This window comes from Pseudarthrobacter sp. 1G09 (assembly GCF_050038305.1).
Classification (GTDB): domain Bacteria; phylum Actinomycetota; class Actinomycetes; order Actinomycetales; family Micrococcaceae; genus Arthrobacter; species Arthrobacter equi.
Genome location: NZ_CP188306.1, coordinates 3339319 through 3360521 on the forward strand (window position 1 = coordinate 3339319; position 21203 = coordinate 3360521).

At 67.4% G+C, this 21203-nt stretch carries 15 protein-coding genes; 6 read left to right on the forward strand and 9 right to left on the reverse strand.

Features of this window, described 5'->3' with window-relative positions; translation table 11 throughout:
* Positions 1-3 precede the first annotated feature (3 nt).
* Positions 4-1221, reverse strand: a complete 1218-nt coding sequence (locus ACP3TD_RS15405; protein ID WP_426763866.1) for a hypothetical protein — start codon at positions 1219-1221, stop codon at positions 4-6.
* Positions 1199-2104, reverse strand: a complete 906-nt coding sequence (aztB, locus tag ACP3TD_RS15410) for a zinc ABC transporter permease AztB (protein WP_426763867.1) — start codon at positions 2102-2104, stop codon at positions 1199-1201. The genes ACP3TD_RS15405 and aztB overlap by 23 nt, the downstream gene beginning before the upstream one ends.
* Positions 2105-2151: 47 nt before the next feature.
* On the opposite strand from aztB, the gene aztA reads away from it, so the two are divergent.
* A complete protein-coding gene (aztA, locus tag ACP3TD_RS15415) occupies positions 2152-2805 on the forward strand; it encodes a zinc ABC transporter ATP-binding protein AztA (RefSeq protein ID WP_426763868.1) in 654 nt (217 codons plus the stop codon).
* Here aztA and ACP3TD_RS15420 read toward each other — a convergent pair.
* Positions 2802-3206 (reverse strand): Hpt domain-containing protein, encoded by a 405-nt coding sequence (locus ACP3TD_RS15420; RefSeq protein WP_426763869.1) that lies wholly within the window; start codon positions 3204-3206, stop codon positions 2802-2804. The genes aztA and ACP3TD_RS15420 overlap by 4 nt on opposite strands.
* Before the next feature lie 234 nt (positions 3207-3440).
* Here ACP3TD_RS15420 and ACP3TD_RS15425 point away from each other — a divergent pair, with 234 nt between their 5' ends.
* Complete coding sequence (locus ACP3TD_RS15425; RefSeq protein ID WP_426763870.1) at positions 3441-5426, forward strand: hypothetical protein; 1986 nt, start codon at positions 3441-3443, stop codon at positions 5424-5426.
* A 106-nt stretch (positions 5427-5532) separates the two neighbouring features.
* On the opposite strand, the gene lepB is transcribed toward ACP3TD_RS15425, so the two are convergent.
* The 5 genes from lepB to ACP3TD_RS15450 form a co-directional block, all read right to left on the reverse strand.
* Positions 5533-6093, reverse strand: a complete 561-nt coding sequence (lepB, locus tag ACP3TD_RS15430; protein WP_426763871.1) for a signal peptidase I — start codon at positions 6091-6093, stop codon at positions 5533-5535.
* Positions 6090-7700 (reverse strand): multicopper oxidase family protein, encoded by a 1611-nt coding sequence (locus ACP3TD_RS15435; protein WP_426763872.1) that lies wholly within the window; start codon positions 7698-7700, stop codon positions 6090-6092. Before ACP3TD_RS15435 ends, lepB begins: the two co-directional genes overlap by 4 nt.
* 114 nt (positions 7701-7814) lie before the next feature.
* Positions 7815-8327 carry a hypothetical protein gene (locus ACP3TD_RS15440; protein ID WP_426763873.1) on the reverse strand — a complete coding sequence of 171 codons (513 nt, stop codon included), beginning with the start codon at positions 8325-8327 and terminating at the stop codon, positions 7815-7817.
* A gap of 69 nt (positions 8328-8396) precedes the next feature.
* Entirely contained in the window at positions 8397-9809 is a 1413-nt protein-coding gene (locus ACP3TD_RS15445; protein WP_426763874.1) for a sensor histidine kinase, read from the reverse strand.
* Positions 9810-9825: 16 nt separating this feature from the next.
* On the reverse strand, positions 9826-11175 hold the full coding sequence (locus ACP3TD_RS15450; protein WP_426767264.1) for a BTAD domain-containing putative transcriptional regulator: 1350 nt from the start codon (positions 11173-11175) through the stop codon (positions 9826-9828).
* A gap of 392 nt (positions 11176-11567) precedes the next feature.
* On the opposite strand from ACP3TD_RS15450, the gene ACP3TD_RS15455 reads away from it, so the two are divergent.
* The 4 genes from ACP3TD_RS15455 (at position 11568) to ACP3TD_RS15470 (ending at position 19763) form a co-directional block, all read left to right on the forward strand.
* The gene (locus ACP3TD_RS15455) at positions 11568-13121 is read left to right on the forward strand and encodes a sensor histidine kinase (RefSeq protein WP_426763875.1); all 1554 of its coding nucleotides are present in this window, start codon (positions 11568-11570) and stop codon (positions 13119-13121) included.
* A complete protein-coding gene (locus ACP3TD_RS15460) occupies positions 13106-13804 on the forward strand; it encodes a response regulator transcription factor (RefSeq protein WP_426763876.1) in 699 nt (232 codons plus the stop codon). Before ACP3TD_RS15455 ends, ACP3TD_RS15460 begins: the two co-directional genes overlap by 16 nt.
* A gap of 112 nt (positions 13805-13916) precedes the next feature.
* A complete protein-coding gene (locus ACP3TD_RS15465) occupies positions 13917-14441 on the forward strand; it encodes a hypothetical protein (protein WP_426763877.1) in 525 nt (174 codons plus the stop codon).
* Positions 14442-14543: 102 nt separating this feature from the next.
* Positions 14544-19763: a peroxidase family protein gene (locus tag ACP3TD_RS15470; protein ID WP_426763878.1), complete on the forward strand. Its 5220-nt coding sequence runs from the start codon at positions 14544-14546 to the stop codon at positions 19761-19763.
* 8 nt (positions 19764-19771) lie between these two features.
* Here the strand turns inward: ACP3TD_RS15470 and ACP3TD_RS15475 are convergent, their stop codons facing one another.
* A complete protein-coding gene (locus tag ACP3TD_RS15475; protein WP_426763879.1) occupies positions 19772-21142 on the reverse strand; it encodes an MFS transporter in 1371 nt (456 codons plus the stop codon).
* Positions 21143-21203 lie beyond the last annotated feature (61 nt).

Below are 21203 nucleotides of genomic sequence, written 5' to 3' on the forward strand. Positions count from 1 at the left end.
GCCTCACAGTCCGGTCTCCAGCACGAAGTCCGCAGCAGGAACGTCGAAGCTCCGTGCCACCCGCAGCCCGTCCGCGTAGTCGATCTCGTGCACAGCGGAGCGGGCGGGGTCGCTCACATAGGCCCTGGAGGTGTCCACCAGGATCCGGGGAGCAGCGCTTCCCGTGGCGGCAGGCGCAAGCAGCGGAACCTGTGCATCAACGGCACCGGAGGCAGGGTTCAGGGTCAGCAGTGATCCATCGGCGGCAACAGCCAGTACCCGTCGCCCGTCGCCCACCGCGGAAGCGGCAACCACCGGAGCCGGCGTGGGCAGGAACGTCCACTTCCGTTTGGCGGCATCGAGGTGCCACACCCCGGCATCGCCGGCCGGCCCGGCCAGTTCGTTGGACCCGGGGCGGTGGTCCAGGTGCGCAGCCTGCGGACGGCCCGCGCCGCCGTCGGGATACAGAATTTTCTCCGCGCTGAAGGTGCCCCCGTCCTCGCTGACCAGCAGCGCTCCGTCCGAGCACCCGAACACGATGCCCGCCCGGGTGGCGGCGTGCCCGGCCAGGCCCGGGCAGTCCTGCCGGCCGAGCGCCACCGAATCGCCGGCGTCGCGCACTTCAACTCCGTCCGCGGCACCGGAACCGGTGGCCACGGAGGCAAGGTAGTGGCCCTCGTATGGCACCACCACGCCGGTGTGCGGTGAGGTGGTGATCCGGGCGGACTCCGCCAGGTTGCCGGCGTCGAGATCCTGGTGGCGGTATACGGCCGCGTACCCGCCGGACTCCGAAAAAACCGCAATGGAGGTGCCGTCACCGGCCACTGCGCCCGCGTCCGGCACCTGCAGGAGCCCCACGGAGCCGGGCTCGGCGCTGTAGTAATGCTTGTGCTCGCCATGGTCGACGGTCCAGGCGCCGGTATCGAAGACTTCCACCCCGGCATCCGTGGCCATCAGGGCGTACCGGCCGTCACGGTAGGCGGCAGTGACGGGACCGCCAACGCCGGCGGCGGACGCCTCACCGGTGAGGAGCGAAAGCAGCTGCCCCTCCCCCGTGGCGGCGTTGACGGTGAGCAGGCCGGTCTGCGGTTCCGAATTCTCCTGCGCGCCGGCAACGTAGCCGTGCGGTTCAGCCGTTTCCGGCGCTGATGCCGCGTCCGGGCCGGGCCCGGCGCAGGCGGACAGCAGCACGGGCAGGCTGAGCAGGAGGGCGGCGGTTCTAGGCGTAGTGGTGCGGAGCACGGGTTTCCTTTTCCGGGAGTGGGGCGGGGACGACGGCGGCAGCCGTCAGCGCGCCGGGGCGCTGCTTGGTGCCACGGATGGCGGAGTGGCAGAGGGCGGAGGCGAAATAGGACAGGGCGGCAACCAGGGCGATGGTGGCGCCGGCGGCAGTGGACGCGTACCAGGAGATCCACAGCCCGGCCACCACGCTGAAGACGCCGATGACGGCGCCGAGGGCCATCACCGCCGTTATGGACCGGGCCCACACGAGCGCCGCCGCGGGAGGGGCGATCAGCAGCCCGAACACCAGGAGCGTTCCCACCACCTGGAAGGAGGCAGCAACGGCAACGGTGACCATGCCCAGCAGCACGGCATGCGCCAGGCTGGGCCGCAGCCCCAGGCTCGCGGCCTTCTGCGGATGGAACGTGGCCGCCGCCAGCGCGCGGTGGAAGAGCACGGCCACCCCCAGCACCAGGCAGCCGACGGCGGCGAGCAGCACCACGTCCTCCATGCCCACCGCCAGCACGTCCCCAAAGAGCGTGCCGGTAAGGTCCACGGCGAACGAGCCGGAAGCGGACACGATGATCACACCCAGCGAGAGCATCACCACGAACAGCAGGCCGATGGCGGTGTCCTGGGAGACGCGCCGGTTCCGCGTGATCGCGGAGACGCCGGCCGCTGTGGCCGCAGCGCTGAGCGCGGCCCCCAGGAGGAGGTTGCCGCCCAGCAGGGATGCAATGGCAATTCCGGGGAGCAGCCCGTGGGACATGGCGTCGCCGAGGAAGGCCATGCCCCGCACCACCACCCAAGAGCCCACCACGGCGCAGACCACAGCCACCAGGCTGCCGGCCAGGACGGCGCGCTGCACGAAAGAGGCGCCCAGGGGTTCAAGTATCCATTCCATCGCCGCCACTGTATCTTAATAAGAATCATTATCAATAAAGGAGCAGAATGGATGCCGTCAGGTTCAGCAATGTGGGGTACGCCTATCCGGACCGGCAGGTGTTGTCGGGCGTCAGCCTGGTGTTCGCGCCGGGGACGCACACCGTCCTGACCGGGCGGAATGGCGCCGGAAAGTCCACCCTGCTGGCCATGGCCGCCGGGGTCATGGCCCCGGACAGCGGCACCATCACCACCAACGCACGCCCGGCATACGTCATCCAGCACATCGAGGCGCCTGACACCATGCCGTGCACGGTGCGCCAGGCGGTGGAAATGGGGCGCTGGCCGCACCGCCGGGGGCGTCCACTCCGGGCCGCTGACCGCCAGGTGGTGATGGACAGCATGGCGCGGATGGGGATCACAGAGCTTGCCGGAAGGCAGCTGCGCGAGCTGTCCGGCGGCCAGCGGCAGCGCACGCTGGTTGCCCAGGGGCTGGCGCAGGAATCCTCCATCCTCCTGCTCGACGAACCCACCGCGGGACTGGATGCAGAGGCCCACCGGCTGATCCGGGAAGCCATCGCGGCGGAGTTGCGACGGGGCACTACGGTCCTGGAGGCCAGCCATGTCGCGGCCGACATCGGCCGGGCCGACCGCGTGATCACCCTGTCCGGCGGGCAGGCGACCGAAGCCACCGTCTTAGCTGGTCAACGGAAACGCCTTTAACGGAACGCGTCGGAGTGCTGGGCCTGCAGGTGGTCGATGGTCCGTATGGCGCACCGGTTGGCCGGCGTGTAAAAGACCACGGCCAGCTTGGGCAGCCTGATGGTTTCCGCCTCGTAAGCAGGTCCCCGGAGTTCCTCCTCCAGGTCCAGCATCAGCCCAGCCAAACGCTCCGCACCCGCCATCTGGCTGGCGATTTTCAGCGCCCTGGCCGCATCAAGGGCGCCCGCCGCGTCAGCGGTGGACAGGGCGAGCCGCAGCCGGTCCATCCGGCGCGGCAAGCCTGCAATGAAGTCGTCCACGAAAACCTGCCGGCACCCGTCGCCCTGCTCACGCTCGAGCCCCAGTTCAAAGAGGAATGCCTTGTCCACTACAGGACGCTCAGGGGTTGCGGGGATTCTCATGTCCGTCCTTCCGGGCTGCTTTGCCACCAATTCCCAGCAGGCTAGCCACGGCTGATTGGGTTTAGCTTGGCGGCGGAACGGCCCGTCCGGAGAGCCAAAGGTTCCTCCAAGGTGGCAGCCGGCGGGGAGGCGATGACCACTGCCGCCAGCCGCCGGCGACGGACCGGTACAACAAAACTCCAAGGCCCGCCCCCGAGAGTGGAGCGCATCAGCCCCATTTCTTAGGAGAGAAGAATGGTTCAACAACCAGCTGAGGGCCCGGGCAAGCGTCTGGAGCCCAGAACTGCAACCCGGCGGGGGGTTGCCGCGGCGGCCGCACTGATCCTCACCGCCACCGGCATCGGGTCCGCTGTTGCCGCCACCCAAGTGACCGTCAAGAACCCCGGGAAGCTGGTGGCCGTAGGTCCGGTCAACACCGAGTACGGCTTCCCGGCCTGGTACGAGGACAGCAACAAGACCCGCGTGGAATTATGCTTGGACGGCGAGAATCCCCTGTGCGGCTTCCTGCCGGGCGATATACCCAACGAAGCCGCCCCCATCTCGTTCCCGGGCAACTTCCCTGACGAAGCCTTCTACATGCTGGCCGGCTCCGATCTGGACCTTCCCGGAGGGGGCAAGGCTGTCCTGGTCCTCGGGCTGGAAGCGGCCTTTGCCAACTCGGTCACGGAAGGCGACCAGGTGGTCTTCGGCCGTCAGCGGATAGTGGTCAAGGGCGGCCCGGCAAACACCACCTTGGAGTTCAAGCACCCCTACGGCACCATCACCATCGATACCGACGGCACCGGAAGCGGCAAGCTGGTGGAGGACATTTCCCCCGCTATCGGCAACTTCGGTACTGCCTTGAAGAGCAACATCGGCCCCTTCCTGAAGTGGGATCCGGCCGTGGCCCCCGCAGCACCTGAGGGCTATCTGGGCGACCCGAACCAGGAGCACGCCGTCACTGGCAGTCCCTTCAACTACAACAAGTTCTCCGTCAGCGGCGGCGGCCTTGCCCTTGAAACAAGCCAGTTTGGCCTCCAGGGCAAGATCGCCACGAACCGCGGTGTCAGCGCGGACGGCGCCTTCCTGAACGGGGACATGATCGATGTCTTCGCCACCAGCGGGCCCGAGTCGCAACTGCAGGTGGACGGACAGGCTGGCCTCTTCGAGACTACGCCCATGGCCAGCGATCCCGGCAGCGGCCGCTACTACGCCAGGATCAAGATCACCGGAACCGCTCCGGAGGGCATCAAGATCACCAACATCGGCGACAAGCCCGCCAGCAGCAGCACCGTGAAGGTGGCAAAGCCCAGCAGCATAGCCGTCACCAAGGCAACCTTCGACGGGACCGCCCTCACGGTCGCCGCGGTATCAAGCGAGGCCGGCGCCCTGACGGTGGCAGATCTTGGCACCCTGGACAACCCTGCACCCGGCACGTCAGCCGAGAAGTCCTTCCCGGTCAAGGCCCCACCGGCCACAGTGACCGTCAGGACAGCATCCGGCAGCTCCGCCTCCCTGCAGGTGACTGTCAGCGGCGGCGCCGCAACCCCCACGGGCCTGGATCCCGTCACCCCTCAGCCTGATCCGGGTCCAGTGGTGGATACCGGTGATGGCACGGGGACGGTCACCCCTCCGCCCACAGAGCCTGCACCCCTGACTGCAACAGCCACCGCAGCCACCCCCACGCTGGCCCGAGGCGGCAGCGTCCAGCTCGACGGCAGCGCATCCACGGGAGCAGCCAGCTACAAGTGGCGCCAGGTCAGCGGTCCCACCGTCACCCTGTCCAGTGACACAGCCGCCAAGCCTGTGGCCTCCATCCCGTTCTACGCCAAGACCACCGACACGGCGCCGCTTGCAGCCGCGACGGCTGGTCCCGCAACCATCGAGCTCGTGGTGACCGACAAGAACGGAGCCACCAGCACGCCGGCCACCATCCAACTGGCCATCCAAACGGACACGGTGGTCCTCGATCCCGGTTCACGCCACCGGCTGGGAACGGAAATGCGGATCCAGGGTACGTCCACCATCGGCGGCACCGCTGCCCTCCTGGTCCCCGCCACAGCCGTGGTCATTTACGACACCACGCCCGGCAGGCCGGTCTCCAAGCTGGGAACGGCCACCGTGGACACGCTGGGCGCGTGGTCGCTGAAGGTCAAGCCGGGCCCCGGACGGCAGGTCACCAGCGTGCTGGTCCAGTCAAGCCGTGGCGGCACGGCCGCAGGATCAATTTCGCTCCGGTAAGCACCGAAAGAAGAGTCCGGGGTCCCGGCCGCTAAGCGGCCGGGACCCCGGACTCTTTCGTGGGCGCAGACGGGTTACCTGCATTTATGTGGCGGCAGAGCCGGGGCTACTTCCCGCCGGTCAGCAGGGTGCCCTGGATGGCGGTGAGCGGCACGGCACCGTAGTCCCGGGAATCAATGGACACACCCCTGTTGTCGCCCAGCACAAAAATGCTGCCGGCAGGAACGGTCACGGGGCCGAAGTACGTGGCGTCGATGCGGCTGTGGTCGATGAACGGCTCGTCGACGTGCAGGCCGTCCACATAGAGTTCGGCGTCCCGGATGGCTACGCCTTGCCCCGCCAGGGCAATGACCCGCTTGATGGCCACATGGCCGTCTTCCGGGCTCGTGAAAGCCACCACAGCGCCGCGGCGCACCGTGCCTGAGGCCGCAGCCGGTTTGTACATCAGAACCACCGAGCCCTGGGCAATGGTGGGTTCCATGCTGTCCGAAGAAACGGTAAAGGGTTCCACCAGCCAGGCCCGGGCGCCGAGCAATGCCAGTGCCGGGACCAAGGCCAGGGCCAAGCGGCGCGGAACACGCCGGCCTGTCCCCTGCTGTGGCGACGACGGGCGGCGGCCGGGGCTTTCACCCCGGCCGCCGCCCGTCGTCGTACGTTGTGTGGTCAATCCTCTTCGTCGTCCCACTCGGCTTTTGCGGCGGTCATGGGATCGTTGATGTCCAGGTCCGACTCCTTGAGGCCTACCCGGAACTGGACCATCATGTCGTGGTCCTCGTGGGGCAGGTTGTGGCAGTGCATCATGTAAAGACCCTTATGCGGGGTGAACTTCATCAGGACCCGCACCGTCTCACCCTCCCCCACGTAGACCACGTCCTTCGGGCCGCGTTCATAGGCAAAGGGTACCCGTCCGTTGCGGCTGATGATCTGGAAGTCCACCAGGTGGATGTGGACCGGGTGGAACCAGCCACCCGATTTGTTCTCGATTTCCCAGATCTCTACCGAGTTCAGCGCCGGATCCGCGGCCACCTTCTTGTAGCCGCTGGCTATGACGTCCTGCCAGCTGTCCTCGTTGATGGTCCAGAGGTTGGTGGCATCGTTCCGCTTGACCCGGAACGATCGGGTCTTCACCGACTGGCTCGCCTTCAGTGACATCGTCTCGCTGCCTGCCAGGGTGGTGGGGATCCGGTTCCAGGTGGGATCCGTGGTGTCCACTGGCTCGTCGGTGACGTCGAAGGCCATGATCTTGTTGGTGTAGTCGTAGTCCACATTGTTCTTGTTGGACAGGTTCCGGAGCTCGATCCGCTGCCCGGTCTTGTACTTCCGGAAGTCGATCAGCACCTCGTAGCGCTCCGCCCCGCCGTGCCGGTAGTTCGCCACGCTTTGCGCCGTGGGCACCAGGCCTCCGTCAGTTCCAACCACCACCAGGGGATCGCCGGTGCTAAGGGTGGGCCGCAGTGACCGGGAAATGGAGGCGTTGAGGATCCTGAACCGGTAGACGCGCTTCTGGACCTTCATCACCGGCCAGGGCTTCCCGTTAACCAGGATCACGTCCCCCCACAGGCCCGAATGGGTGTTGTCGTCGTAGCCCAGGGCCCCGGTGGAGGCGAACATTACATCGTTGACGGTCAACGCCACATCGTAGCGGCCCTGCGGGAGCAGCTGGCGTTCGAGCGGATCATGCATGTGGTACTGCGCCGCGAGGCCCGAGTAGGCGTTCAGGGCCGTGAAGTGGACCCCGTGGTCGTGGTACCAGAGGGTGCGTGCCGGCTGGAAGTTGGGAAAATGGTAGTCCTTGTAGAAGCCGGGGTACGTGACGTCTGACGCGTAGCCGTCGTATTGCGGCAGGGATGCAGATCCATGCAGGTGCGTGGACGTGGACAGGGCATGCCCGTCGAGCGCGTGCTGGGCCGGGAGCTGGTTACGGACCCGCAGCACAGCCTTCGTCCCCTGGTCCAGGCTGATGGTGGGCCCGGGAAAGATGCCGTTGTAGCCCAAAATCGGCGTGGTGAGGCGCGGCAGGATGTTGGCCGTGGCAGCCTTCTCCGTCACCCGGTAGTAGTTGACCGGCAAGCCGTCAGCGGGATCGATGCCGGTGGCGTAGGGGGCCAGGAACGGGGCCTGGACAAAGGCGGACTGGAACGGACGGGGCATCTCCTTGTCGCTGAGCCGGCTGGCTGATTTCGCTTCAACCGAACCCGTAGGCAGCATGGCGGCTCCCGCCCCAAGGACTCCCAGTCCTCCGATCAACAGGACCTGGCGGCGTGAAATGGACATTGGGTGTCTCCTTCGCTCAATAACCAGACTGTGCAGGGGCCAGCTTGGGGATTCCCTGCCCGGGTTGCCTGGTTCTTGGAAAATTCATGGAAGTCCCGGAACTGACGGGACGGTTCACTTGGCGCCCCGGTGGTGCCCTGCACCAAGGGACAGTCCCGGGCCGCCGGGCAACTCCAGGGTCAGGTCGATGGCGCGGTCCGGGAGTTCGAACACCAGCGTGGCGTTCATGCTCTCCCCCTGCGGGACAAGGGCCGGGGCGGGCGTGGCCCAGATCGGCTTCCAGCTGCCCGTTCCCAGGGCAGAGACGGTGTACTGCGACGGGTCAAAGGAAATACCGTCCTTCTCCATGGCTGTCAGTTCCACGAGGATGCGGACGCGGTGCATTTCCCCGTCCGGCGGGCTGGCGAGTGCTGCCGGGGCTGATGGGGGCGTCCAGCCGTCGGCTTCGAGGGGTATGACCCCGTTGATTCGTCCCAGCCCGCCGTCGAGGCCTCCTGAGGCACCCAGCATTGCCGGCGGCGTCCGCGGCGCGGCAGTCACGATGCCCGCCACGAGGGTCCCCACCAGTGTGAGGAGGATGAGCGGGACAAGGACCCTGATGCGCCTGATGGTTGCTGTTGATGCCATGCGGACAGTGTTGCGCGGGCTTCTAGGGAAAGCCTTGGGATCCGGTCTCGGACAACGCCACGGTCGAGTTCACCAGATGGTTTCCGGTTCCATGGTGCGGTTGCGGTGGCGCTTGGCAGGGTACCTGCCGGCCCACCGGACCGCGGGCGTGGAAGTCCGGAACGTCGCCGTGACGAATGTTCCCCGGCCCGGTGCCGAACGGATGTGGAGGGTTCCCCCGGCCTGCTGGACAGTGTCCTTGAGGATTCGAAGGCCAAAGTGGCCTTCCCGGTGCGCGGTGCCGGGGTTGAAGCCCTGGCCGTCATCCGAGACCGTAATCTGGGTGAGCTCGCCGGATTGGCGGATCCGGATGTCCACGGCCGAGGCCCCTGAATGTTTGGTGGCGTTGACCAGTGCTTCGCGTGCCACCCGGTAGGCCAGGACCGCCCGGTCCCGGTCCAGGGACACCTGCTCCGGGATGCTGGCGGTGAAGGCGATGCCGCGCTCCACCAAGGGTGCCTCCAGCCTCATGATGGACGCCTTCAGCCCCAGTTCTTCGAGGTCCGGCGGATAGAGTTCGCTGGTCATGGCACGCAGGGCCCTGATGTCGCGCTGGAGCATGGTCCGTGCGTCGGCGAACACCTGCCGCTGGCCGGGTTGGCCGCGGCGCTCTTCCGACTCCAGGGCATAGGCCAGTCCGGACAGGTTCTGGATGACGTCGTCGTGCAGTTCGCTGGCGATCTGGCGCCGTTCCTGGTCGGAGGCTTCGATGGCGCAGCGCAGCAGGGCGTTGCGCTGCGCCTGGTGGAACTGGATCCGCTTGGCCAGGCGGACCGCCGGAATCAGCAGGACCAGCTGCAGCACTGCCAGGGACAACAGCACCGGGGGGATCATGCTGAGCAGGACCGCCTGCTGTTCCGCGCGCACCGCCGCGCCCGAGGAATACGTTTCGAAAATCATCGGCGCCCCGTCCTTGGCGGCGGAGCGGACGTAGACCTCCACCAGTTCCCCGGACGAGGACTCAAACTCGTTTTCTGCACCCGTCTGGGACTCGAGCGTGGCCGTGGCCGGCCCTCCGGCCAGGAGGAGGTGCGCCCACTCCTCCTGTTCGAATTCCTGCCCGATCAGTGACGGGACGTCCGAGTACACCACCGTGCCGGTTTCATCCCACACCTTGATCCTGGTGACGCCTCCGTTGGCCAGCCACGGCGCCACCCGCTGATCCAGTTCCTCCAGGGCTGCGGGTTGCCGGGCCCGGAGCTCCGGGGTGATCAGTGGGCCAACAACGTTGTCTGCCAGGCGCTGGGTGAAATCCCTGGCATTGGCAAGGGCGTGCTGTTCGGCAGCATCGCGGATCCAGAAAGTCACGGGAGTGGCCACCAGGACCAGCGCAGCGAAACCTGCTGCCAGGAACCGCGCCACGGCCATCCGCACTTCGCGCCGCTGGATGACCTCAGGGGCGGCAGTGGAGCTGCCGCGCACGCTGCGGCCAAGGGCATTCACGGTCGACTGCCTGCGGTCAGGCGGCAAATTCCGGCGCGGATCCCGGCTCTGTCCCCAGCCGTGCCACCAGTGACGGATGCACAATCATGTTGCCCGGGCAGGCGTGCCGCAGCGCGTCGAGAATGACGCCCAAAGCGCCGTCCTTCGGCAGGAACCCGCAGATCCCCATGCGCGCAGCCTCCCGCAGGGCCTCCTGGGAGGGGTTGCCGGTCAGCATGACCACCCGGGTTTGGGGGGATTCTGACAGGATGCGCTCGGCCGCCTGCAGCCCGGAACCGTCGGCAAGGTGCAGGTCCATGATCACGACGTCGGGACGCAGTTCCCGGAACATTGTCACCGCAGATTCCACGGACTTGGCGGCGCCAAGGCTCCTGAGGTCCGGTTCCCGGTCCAGCGCGCCGGCCAGGAGGTCGGAGAAGACGGTGTGGTCGTCCACGATCAGGATGCGCAAGCGGTCAGCAACCGCCGTTTCCATCCCGGCCATGGGTGCAGCCACCGGATGAACATCACGCACCGGGCGGACAACGGCGCTGGTCTTTGGAGCTGCGGCAGGCGCGGCCGTCCGCTCCAGGAGCCGGGCCTGTGCCTGCTTCAGTGCAGGAGACGGCGTGCACCCCAGCTCGGCGTCCATGATCCTGCGGCAGCGGTCGAAGGCCCGCAGGGCTTCGTTGTCCTGCCCGTTTTTTTCAAGCCCCAGGATCAGGACGTTCCATCCCCGTTCGTTGAGGGGATCTTCGTTGGTGGCGGCGAGGCCCCACGCAACGGCCCTGTCTGCTTCCCCTACAGCGAGGGCGCATTCTGCAGCCTGGACCCGGGCCAGTGCAACGCGTGCCGTGTGCAGCGCCCGCTCCTCCTCCGCCCAGGCCGGGAGGAGTTCATCCCCCAGGAGCGGGGCGGAGCCGAGCTCAAGGGCTTCACTGAGCAGTGCAAGCGCGGCTGCCGGAGCGGCGTGGCTGGCCTGCTTGGTCAGAGAGTCGAAACGGTCCAGGTCCAGGTCCACCAGGGAACGGTCCATCGCATAACCCCCGGTCACTGTCCGCAGGGGTCCGGTCCGGCCGGAACCTGGCTGCAGGTTCCGCCGCAGGACGCTGACATAGCTTTCCAGGGTGGGAAGGGCAACAGCCGGATGGTTGCCGCCCCACAGCAGGTCCATGATGCGGGTCTTGGACACCGCAGAGCCCAGATTCAGGAGCAGGATCTCGAGGACCTGGCGGGGTTTGGGACCGCCCAGGTCATTGGCGTGGAGCTCCACATCCCCGCGCCGGATGGTCAGGGGGCCAAGAACCGAGATCCGGAGCGCCGGCGTCGTCGACGGCGCTCCGGATCCCTGGCCCAGCAGCCCTGCGTTTTTTTCCAACGTAACCACCATGAATTCCCCCTAAGTGATCGAACCTTCTGCGCTAATTCCAGTTCCCAGGCAAAAGTCAGACAACAGTAGTAGGTACTCGCATCCGTTTTCGGGTTTCGCTGCCGACTACTTGGGCAGCGGGCCGCGGGTACTTGGCGCCCGCGCCCTGCCAGGCGGCCACGAAACGGGCGGTTCAGACGGCTCGGACCCGTATTTCCGCACGTCAAAGCGGTGGTGCGCCGCCAGTGCGAATGTTGGGAAAACCCTAGGTGGTCGGCTGGACTTACGCGCTGCCGCTGTCAAAGGAATCCCCAAGTGGGTCCCCCTAATTTGGCCAGAAGACGGCAACACAGCGCGGTCTGACGAACCCGCCCTCCGCAACGCCGGCCGGAAAAGGATTGGAGACGCCCATGAACCTGCGCAGAACCCCCGCCTCTGCACCTTCCGACAGGTGGGAGGCAGGCTTCCCTGTCCGCTGGTGGCGGGCAATCCCCACGGCACTTCGGAGCGTCCGGACAGGCCTGCGGACCGTCCGGGTCCGGGTCCTGGCCACAGTCCTCGCCTTCCTCGCAGTGGGACTGTTCGTTGCCGGCACCACCACACTTGCGTTGGACCTGCGGGACCTCAACAGCCGGGTCAGCGAAGACCTCCTGCATCAGTCGGCACGCCTCCAGGACATCGTGGACCAAGGCCTTCCCGGCGGCACGCCCTACCCGTCGCTCGATGACCTGTTCACCGTCTTCCTGCGCGGCGGCACCCTGGGCAGGTACGAGTCCGTGATGGCCACCATTGCGGGAGGGGACACCTTCCTGCCTGCCGGAGCGCAGGCACGGAACCTCGGCCAGCCGCAGGTGCTCGAAGCAGCCCTCGCCGTGCCCCTGGACGGTAACACCGCACTGCGGGACGTCGTCCTGGACGGCCACATGGTGCGCCTGGCCATCACCCCGGTCTCGCTGGGCGGCGACTCCCCGAACGGGGTGCTGGTGGCGGGGAACGAGATCGGGCAGCAGCGGGAGCAGATGGTGGCATCCTTCGGGACCTTTGCCACGGTTTCGCTGGCCACCCTGCTGCTGGCCGGCGCGGTGGGGTACGCCGTGACCGGACGCCTCTTCGTCCCTATCCGCCGGCTGCGCCAGGCCACCGAAACCACCACCTTCGAGGACGTGAGCAGCCGCGTCCCGGTGCCGCCCGGCGACGATGACGTCTCACAGCTGGCAACCGACTTCAACCGCATGCTGGACCGGCTCGAAGTGGGCATCGAGGACCAGCGGCAGTTCGTGGATGACGCCAGCCACGAGCTGAGGACGCCATTGACCATCATCGGCGGCCACCTGCAGCTGCTGCAGCCGGCCGATGCCATGGACGTCGCCGAAACCCGGGTGCTGCTCCTGGAGGAAGTGGACCGGATGCAGTCCCTGGTGAACGAGCTCCTGGTGCTGGCCCGGAGCGGCAGGCCCGACTTTGTCCGGCCCGACTGGATCGATACCGATTCCTTCCTCGAAGCCGCCATGGAGCGGATCCGCGTCCTGGGAGACCGGCAGTGGCAGATTGAACAGCTGCCCGGCGGCTGGTTCCGGGCAGACCGCAACCGCCTCACCCAGGCCATTGAACAGCTGGCGGCCAACGCCGTGCATGCCACGGAGCCCGGCGACATCATCTCCATCGGTGCAGCATGGGTCGCGGCCGAGGACAGCGCTTCCTCCGAGAAGCCCCACGAACCCATGATTGATATCTGGGTCGCCGACACAGGGTGCGGCATCAGCGCCGCGGACCAGGAACGGATCTTCGACCGGTTTGCCCGCGCCGGCATATCCAGGGGTGCCGAGGGATCTGGCCTGGGCCTGCCCATCGTCAAAGCGATCGCCGAAGCGCATGGCGGCTCCGTGCGGCTGTCCTCACGGGTCAACGTGGGCAGCAGGTTTGTCCTCTCCCTTCCGTCAGGAACATCGTGGCTCGCATTCTGATCGCCGACGACGAGCCACGGATCGCCGCCTTCATCGCCAAGGGCCTCACGGCGGCCGGGTACACCACGTCTTCCGTGGAGGATGGCATCCGGGCGCTGGACTACGGCAGTTCCGGTGAGTTCGACCTGCTGATCCTGGACATCGGGATGCCTCGGATGGACGGCTTCGGCGTGCTTTCGGCCCTCCGTGCCATGAACTGCACCGTTCCGGTCATCGTGCTGACGGCACGGGATTCCCTTCCGGACACGCTGGCAGCGCTTGACGGCGGCGCGGACGACTACATGAGCAAGCCCTTCCGTTTCGAGGAGCTGCTTTCGCGCATCCGGCTCCGGCTGCGGGACACTCCGGCAGCTCCGGCGGCCACGGCCCCCGCAAGCGGAGACGTGAGCCTGGACGTGGACCTCCGCTGCGCCAACGTCCGGGGCCGGACAGTGTCCCTGTCCGCCCGCGAGTTCGCCATGGCACGCGTGTTCGTGGAGAACGCAGGCAAGCTGCTGAGCCGGGAACAGCTGCTCAGCCGGGTCTGGGGCTACGACTTCGACGGGTCCTCCAACGTGGTGGACGTCTACGTCGGGTACCTCCGCACCAAGCTGGGGCCGGAGCACTTCCAGTCCGTCCGGGGAGCCGGCTACCGCTTCACCCCGGTCCCTGCCGGCCCAACGAGCCCCGAGCCGGCGCCGTGAACACCCTGAGTCACAACCCTGAACCATGGATGAGAGGTCTCTCATGGAAGATTCATTTCCCTTTCACAGCGGCGAGGAAGAGTGGTGGAACCAGCAAATGAAAGGAAGACCAATGTCCAAGCTGTGGTACCTCCCCCTCGCCGCCGTCCTCGGCGCTGCCAGCCTCACCGTCTGGGCCCAGGCGAATGCCGGGCCTCCTCCCGCCGTCTCCCCCGGCGTCGTGGTTTCCAATGTTGATTCCGGCAGCAAGCCGGCTACCTTCGAAGACTCGCCCAAGCCCGACGATTCGCCGTCGGCATTGGCCACTCCCACGCCGACCGCCAGCATCACGGCGGTGCCTGAGCACACGCCGGAGACCCAGATTGTTCCGGCCGAACCGGTGACCCTGCCTCCGGTGCAGGTCACGCACGCCCCCGGTCCCGTGGACGACAAGGGCGGGCTCCGCGCACCCGGCGTCTCCGACGACGGCCCCACCCACGACCTCAACGACGACAAGGGCGGGCTCCGCGCACCCGGCGTTTCCGACGACGGCGCCGCGCACGACGCCAACGATGACAAGGGCGGGCTCCGTGACCGGAACTCTTCCGACGACGGCAAGGGCCACGATTCCACGGACGATAAAGGCGGCCTCCGCTAGTGTTCCTTGGAGTTACAAGCTTTTCCCTAGAAGACTCCTCCACGATGGCCTTGCGTAGCCGGCTCAACTGGGAAGCCGGCGCTACTGGGGAGCAGTCACGGCATGGGGAAAGTACCTCGCGTTTCAGCGCGCAAAAGAAACCGCACAACCGCGGGTGCAGGCCTGCGGGCCTTTGCAGCATCAGGCGCCTTGGCGCTGGTGGCGTCCATGGGCCTGCCTCCGCTGGCAGCCCAGGCCGTACAGGCACCGGTCGGCTCGGGGTTCACCGTCACCCCGGCCGACCTGTCCTACATCCTCAAGCAAATCAAGATCGCCGAAGCACACGTGGCGAACACGACGTCCGCCACAGGCCCGTGCGGGGCACTGATCGGCACCGGCCCCAACCAGCTTGCCAGCCCGCTGCTGTCCCACGGCCTGCGGACCGTGGACGGCAGCTGCAACAACCTGCAGCCGGGCCAGGAAACCTACGGCGCCTCCGACCAGGTGTTCCCGCGGCTGGCGCCGAAATCGTTCGGACCCGCCGAGAGCGGCTCGTTCGGCGGACCGCCGGTGGCCACAAGCTACACGCAGAAATCCGGAAGCGTCTTCGATTCTCGGCCCCGGACCATCAGCAACCTGATCGCGGACCAGACGTCTGCCAACCCGGCCGCGGTGGCTGCCGCCGGCTTCCCCGCCCGATCCCAGGGCAACACCGGCGTGGTGCCGTGCACCACTGACCCGGCTCCCGATGCCGTCCCCCCGGTGGTGGCGGCGCCCGAAGGCTGCGTCCCCTCGCACAACACGCTGGACATCCCCAACGTCACTACCGACGTCGGCCTGTCACCGCCCTACAACTCGCTCTTCACCCTGTTCGGCCAGTTCTTTGACCACGGCATCGACCAGACCGTCAAGGGCGGCGGAACGGTCTACGTACCGCTCAAGGCCGACGATCCGCTCATTGCAGGGCCGGACCACGTCTTCGGCACCGCGGACGACCTCGATCCCCACATGCGCTTCATGGTCCTCACGCGGGCGCAGAACCAGCCCGGCCCGGACGGCGTCCTGGGCACCGCCGACGATCTCCAGGACGCGCTGAACACCGACTCACCGTGGGTGGACCAGAGCCAGACCTACGCATCCCACTCCTCGCACCAGGTCTTCCTGCGCGAATACACCAACAACTCCGAGGGCCGGCCGGTCTCAACCGGCGGCCTGCTTGGCGGCCCGGCGGGTACGGCGGCGGCCGGCGGCATGGCCACTTGGGCCGACACCAAGAAGCAGGCCCGGGAAATGCTCGGCATCCAGCTCCTGGACAAGGACGTCCTCAATGTTCCGCTGCTGGCGGCCGACGCCTACGGCAAGTTCATCCCGGGCCCCAAAGACGGGCTTCCCCAGTTCGTCACCCGTTCCGGGCTGGTGGAGGCGGACCGGACCGCGAACGGCGGCAACGGAACGCTGGTACCGCAGGATGCGCTGTACTTCAACACACCGTTCCTGACGGACATCGCCCACAACGCAGATCCTTCGCCCCAGGACACCGACCACAACCCGGCAACGCCGCCGGCGGCACCGGCCCCCGACGCGGACAACACGGCGTCCGCAGACTTCGCGGCCCAGGCTCCCGGGACGTACGACGACGAGATGCTGAATGCGCACTTCATCGCCGGCGACGGACGGGTCAACGAGAACATCGGGCTGACGGCAATCCATCAGGTCTTCCACTCCGAGCACGACCGCCTGGTGGGGGACATCAAGAACGTCCTCAGCACGGACAAGTCCACCCGCGGTGCTGCTGCCCTGAGCGAGTGGCAGGCGTCCGCCGGCGCTGACGGCTGGAACGGCGAGCGCCTCTTCCAGGCAGCGCGCTTCATCACGGAAATGGAGTACCAGCACCTTGTCTTCGAGGAGTTTGCCCGCAAGATCCAGCCGGCGCTGAACATCTTCGAACCCTTCGCGTTCTCCCAGACCGACGTCAATCCGGCCATCAACGCGGAGTTTGCCCACTCGGTCTACCGTTTCGGGCATTCGATGCTCACCGAAACCATCTCGCGGCGCAACGAGGACAGCCCAGGACCCGACGGCGTCTGGGGCAACCAGGACGACGTGCGGGGTTCGCAGAATGACCTGCCGCTCCTGGGTGGATTCCTGAACCCGCCCGCCTACACCGACGGCGGCCCGGCCGGTCCGCTGACTTCCGAGGAAGCCGCCGGCAGCATCGTCATGGGCATGTCGGACCAGGTGGGGGCGGAACTTGATGAGTTCGTCACGGACACCCTGCGCAGCAAGCTGCTGGGCCTGCCGATGGACCTGGCTGCCATCAACCTTGCCCGGGGCCGGTCCGAGGGGATCCCCTCGCTGAACGTCTTCCGCCGGCACCTCCACGGCGCCACCAACGACAGCCAGCTCAGACCGTACGCCAACTGGATCGATTTCGGCGAGAACATCAAGCACCCCGCTTCGCTGATCAACTTCATCGCCGCCTACGGCACCCACCCCTCCATCGTTTCCGCCACCACCCTGGAAGCGAAGCGGAAAGCAGCCCGGCTGATGGTCAGCCCGGACGCCCTGGCCGGTGAGGTGGCCCCGGATGACGCCGTGGCGTTCATGAACAGCACCGATGCATGGGCCAACAACGGCACCGCATCCACCACCGGCCTGGACGACATCGACCTCTGGATGGGCGGCCTGGCCGAACGGACCAATATGTTCGGGGGCCTGCTGGGCAGCACCTTCAACTACGTGTTCGAAAGCCAGATGACGGATCTGCAGAACGGTGACCGGCTGTACTACCTGGCGCGCACTCCCGGGATGAACCTGATGGCGCAGCTTGAAGGGAACTCCTTCGCGGAGATGATCATGCGCAACACGAACGCGAAGGCCCTGAAGGCTGACGCGTTCGCCACCGCCGACTGCAAGTTTGAGCTGAAGAACCTGGCGGGAACTGTCGAGGGCTTCGCTGCCTCCGGCAACAGGGTGGCGGACGATGCCGGAACGGACTGCAGCGAAACCGCGCTGCTGCTCCGGATGCCGGACGGCACCATCAAGTACCGGGCCACGAACTCCGTAGACCCGGTGGGAATCAACGGCCAGGCCGTGTACAACGGCACGGACCGCGCCGACCGCGTCCACGGCGGCGTGGACAACGACACCTTCTGGGGCGGCAAGGGCAACGACGTCATCGAAGGCGGTGACGGCGCCGACACTGTCCTCGGAGGCGAAGGCAACGACGTCGTCACCGATCTTGCCGGCGACGACATCCTCAAGGGCGGCCCTGGCAATGACGCGCTCGACGGCGGCCCCGGCCTGGATCTCATGCTCGGCGGAGACGGCAAGGACTTCATCAACGGCGGGGCGAACTCGAACGAAACCTTCGCCGGCGAAGGCGACGACTTCGTGATCGCCGGCGAAGGCCTGGACGGCGTCTTCGGCGGCGGCGGGGACGACTGGGCCGAGGGCGGCGACAGCCCGGACCTGCTCATCGGCGACTCCAGCAACCTGTTCTTCCTCGACGATTCGCAGAAGCCCGGCCACGACATCCTCATCGGCCAAGGCGGCGACGACGACTACGACATGGAGGGCGGGGACGACATCGGCCTGGCCGGACCGGGCATCGAAAAGGTGGCCGGCGCGTCAGGCTTCGACTGGGAAATCGGCGCGTACGATCCCCAGCCGCAGGACGCCGACCTGAACCTGCCGATCGCACCGCTGGACATCCTGCAGGTGGGCGTCCGGGACCGGTACAACGAGGTGGAGGCACTCTCAGGTGGTCCCTTCGCCGACACCCTCCGCGGCGACGACCTTACCCCCCGGACGGTGGGAGGCGGCGGTTTCATCGGCTGTGACGTCCTGGACCAGGCCGGCATCGACCGGATCCTGGGGCTCGACCAGCTGATTCCTTCCCTGCCCACGCCGGTGGAGGACGTCATCAACGCTTCGGCTTCGAAGGAATGCCCTGTCCTCACCGGCTCCCAGGTGTGGGGCGAGGGCAACATCCTTCTCGGCGGCGGCGGGGACGACACCATCGAGGGCCGCGGCGGGAATGACATCATCGACGGCGACCGTTACCTCAGCGTCCGGCTCAGCGTCCGCACGGACCCCGCAGATCCGGCCACCGAGGTGGGCAGCGCCACGTCAATGACCGCGCAGTTCCAGCGCGCCGCCGATGGCACGCTGACCGGTCCGACGCTCCAGCAGGCAGTTTTCGCCGGCAGCGTCGACGCGGGGAACATCGTGGCGGTGCGGGAGATCCTCAGCTCGGCCGAGGGCACCGACACCGCAGTGTTCTCGGACTTCGAGTTCAACTACACCATCACCACCACCGGCGGCGACGGCACGCTTGGCTCCCCCGGCTCCGTCACCACCGTCCAGCACAACGGCGGCCGGGACGGCACGGACACCCTGCGAAACGTTGAACTGCTCATCTTTGGCGATGGGACCGGCACCGGTAACGGCAACGGCGGAAACGGCGTGGACGACGGCGTTAACGAACCGCCGGAGGACGAGCCCGTCGAAGGCGACGAGGGCGCAGGTGACGGCATCGGCGGGGTCATCCCGGGCGACGGCGAGGTGGTGGTCATCATTGATCCCGTTCCCGACCCCGCGACGGATCCCGGCACTCCGCCCGTTGACCCCGCACCGGTAGACCCACCTGCCGACCCGGCCCCCGCGGACCCACCAGCCAACCCCGCCCCCGCGGACCCACCAGCCAACCCCGCCCCCGCGGACCCACCCGCCGACCCGGCCCCCGTGGACCCACCCGCCGACCCGGCACCCGCGGAGCCCCCGGCCAACCCGGCACCCGCGGAGCCACCAGCCAACCCCGCCCCCGCGTCAGGCGGCGTCGCCGTCAGGACTGTTGATGCCACGGGCACCCAGGTGGGCGAGATCATCATGGCCGAGCCCGGCGCGTCCCGGGTGGTGGTCCGGGGCCTGGAGAACGGTGAGGCCTACCGGTTCCAGGTAGCCCCCGCCACAGGAGACGACAGCGAGCCGACGTTCTCGGCACTGAGCGAACCTGTTGTCCCCGGCCCGGCTGCCGGGCTCCGCAGCCAGGCCGGCGGCAGCGCCGTGGCACCGGTCCCCGCGGAGCCTGTGACGGAGCAGCAGCCCGCGGTCACCGGGACCCTGCCGCTCGGTGGCCTGGCCGCCGTCGCGCCTGTCCTCCTGATTGCCCTGGGGCAGTATCTGGCCACGGGCGAAGGGGGCACCGTCCTGGGCCTGGTCATAGGGGGCCTGCTGGCGGCCGCCGCCTTGCTGGCTTTCCGGTTCTACTCCGCCCGTTCCAAGGGCAGGACAGCAGGCACCGGAACAGCCAGCAACACGAAGGCCAGCGACAGGACCTGAGCCGAACCTCAGGCCCCGGCCGTCTCCTCGGCCGGGGCCTGGGCGTAGGACGCGGACACCCGCCGGTATACGGGGGTGAGGAAGGCAAGCAGCGCAGCCACAATCATGACGATCCCGGCCACCAGGAACACCAGGGCGATGCCCCGGGACGTCCCTTCGCCCAGCAGCGGCGCGAGCTGTGCCGCCCCTTCACTGGACCGGGCGTAGGGGATGATCCAGAACTGGGCGAGCGGTGCGATCAGGAACGCCGTGATGGGTGCCGCCGCGGATTCGAAGGCCATGGCGAACCCGAATACCCGGCCCTGCTTGTTGAGCGGGACAACCCGTTGGATCACGGTCTGCTCGGCGGCCTCGACGCACGGCACCAGCGCCAGGTACAGCCAGATTCCCGCCACGTACAGCCAGGCCCACTCCCGGATGGCGAACAGGGCCCCGAGCGCACCCATGATGGCGACAGCGATCAGCAGGGTCCGCAGCGGGTTGGCGCCCAGGCCGAACTTGCCAATCAGGGCACCGCCCACAATGAACCCGGTGGAGCCCAGGGCCAGGAACAGGCCCCACAGCTCCACGGGGAACATCTCGAGCCCGTACGGATCCATCAGGGCCATGTAGACGCCGCCGATGAAGTTGTTGAACGTGGAGAAGATGATCAGCGCGAACAATCCGGCAACGGCCAGCACGGCGGCGATGGAGCCGCGGAGGTCGAAGCCGCCCTGGGCGTCACTGGCTGCCACGTGCGTTTCCTCCGGCAGGCGCAGGGTCAGCAGGTGCAGGAACGCAAGGGCGGTGAGGACCACGGCGATGGCGATGGTCCAGCCCATGCCCAGGAGTCCCACGGACAGCCCGGAGAATACCGACGTCACGATGAAGGCAAGTCCCTGGACCATTCCCACCATGCCGTTGGCGTTGGCGCGCCGGTCCGGCTCGATGAGGATGGTGACGGTGGTGGACAGGGCCACGTTCCGCATGTTCTCCACCACCGCACCCACCAGGATGATCAGGGTGAAGATCCAGAACCAGGGCTGCCCGAGGTCCAGCAGGCCGGCACCGGGTGTCAGCAGGAACATCACGCCGGACAGCACGAACATCACCAGGGTGAAGGCGGCGGCGAACCGCATGATGGCCAGCTTGCGGTAGCGGTCCACGAAGGTGCCGAAGCTGATGCTGGAGAGGGCGATCAGCAGCATGTAGGCGCCGCCCACCACGCCCGTGGCGATCACGTTGCGGGTTTCCAGGTAGACCCAGAATGTGAGGGCAAACCATAGGTAACTGGTGGTGACGTTGGCCAGTGCCGTGTTGATGAGGATGCCCGCGAACGTGCGCGAACGCTCCTCAGGGGTTCGTAGGGAGGTGTCGGCTGCAGCTTCCTGCCCGGACATGGGTCCCAGTCTACTGAGAACCCGGTGCCGCGGACATGGCTGCCCCTCCCCTGTCTGGGCA

Coding starts and splice junctions, on each gene's coding strand:
- aztB (WP_426763867.1), bottom strand. CDS start 2,104: ATGGAATGGATACTTGAACCCCTGGGCGCCTCTTTCGTGCAGCGCGCC.
- aztA (WP_426763868.1), top strand. CDS start 2,152: ATGGATGCCGTCAGGTTCAGCAATGTGGGGTACGCCTATCCGGACCGG.
- ACP3TD_RS15420 (WP_426763869.1), bottom strand. CDS start 3,206: ATGAGAATCCCCGCAACCCCTGAGCGTCCTGTAGTGGACAAGGCATTC.
- ACP3TD_RS15425 (WP_426763870.1), top strand. CDS start 3,441: ATGGTTCAACAACCAGCTGAGGGCCCGGGCAAGCGTCTGGAGCCCAGA.
- ACP3TD_RS15435 (WP_426763872.1), bottom strand. CDS start 7,700: ATGTCCATTTCACGCCGCCAGGTCCTGTTGATCGGAGGACTGGGAGTC.
- ACP3TD_RS15440 (WP_426763873.1), bottom strand. CDS start 8,327: ATGGCATCAACAGCAACCATCAGGCGCATCAGGGTCCTTGTCCCGCTC.
- ACP3TD_RS15455 (WP_426763875.1), top strand. CDS start 11,568: ATGAACCTGCGCAGAACCCCCGCCTCTGCACCTTCCGACAGGTGGGAG.
- ACP3TD_RS15465 (WP_426763877.1), top strand. CDS start 13,917: ATGTCCAAGCTGTGGTACCTCCCCCTCGCCGCCGTCCTCGGCGCTGCC.
- ACP3TD_RS15470 (WP_426763878.1), top strand. CDS start 14,544: ATGGGGAAAGTACCTCGCGTTTCAGCGCGCAAAAGAAACCGCACAACC.
- ACP3TD_RS15475 (WP_426763879.1), bottom strand. CDS start 21,142: ATGTCCGGGCAGGAAGCTGCAGCCGACACCTCCCTACGAACCCCTGAG.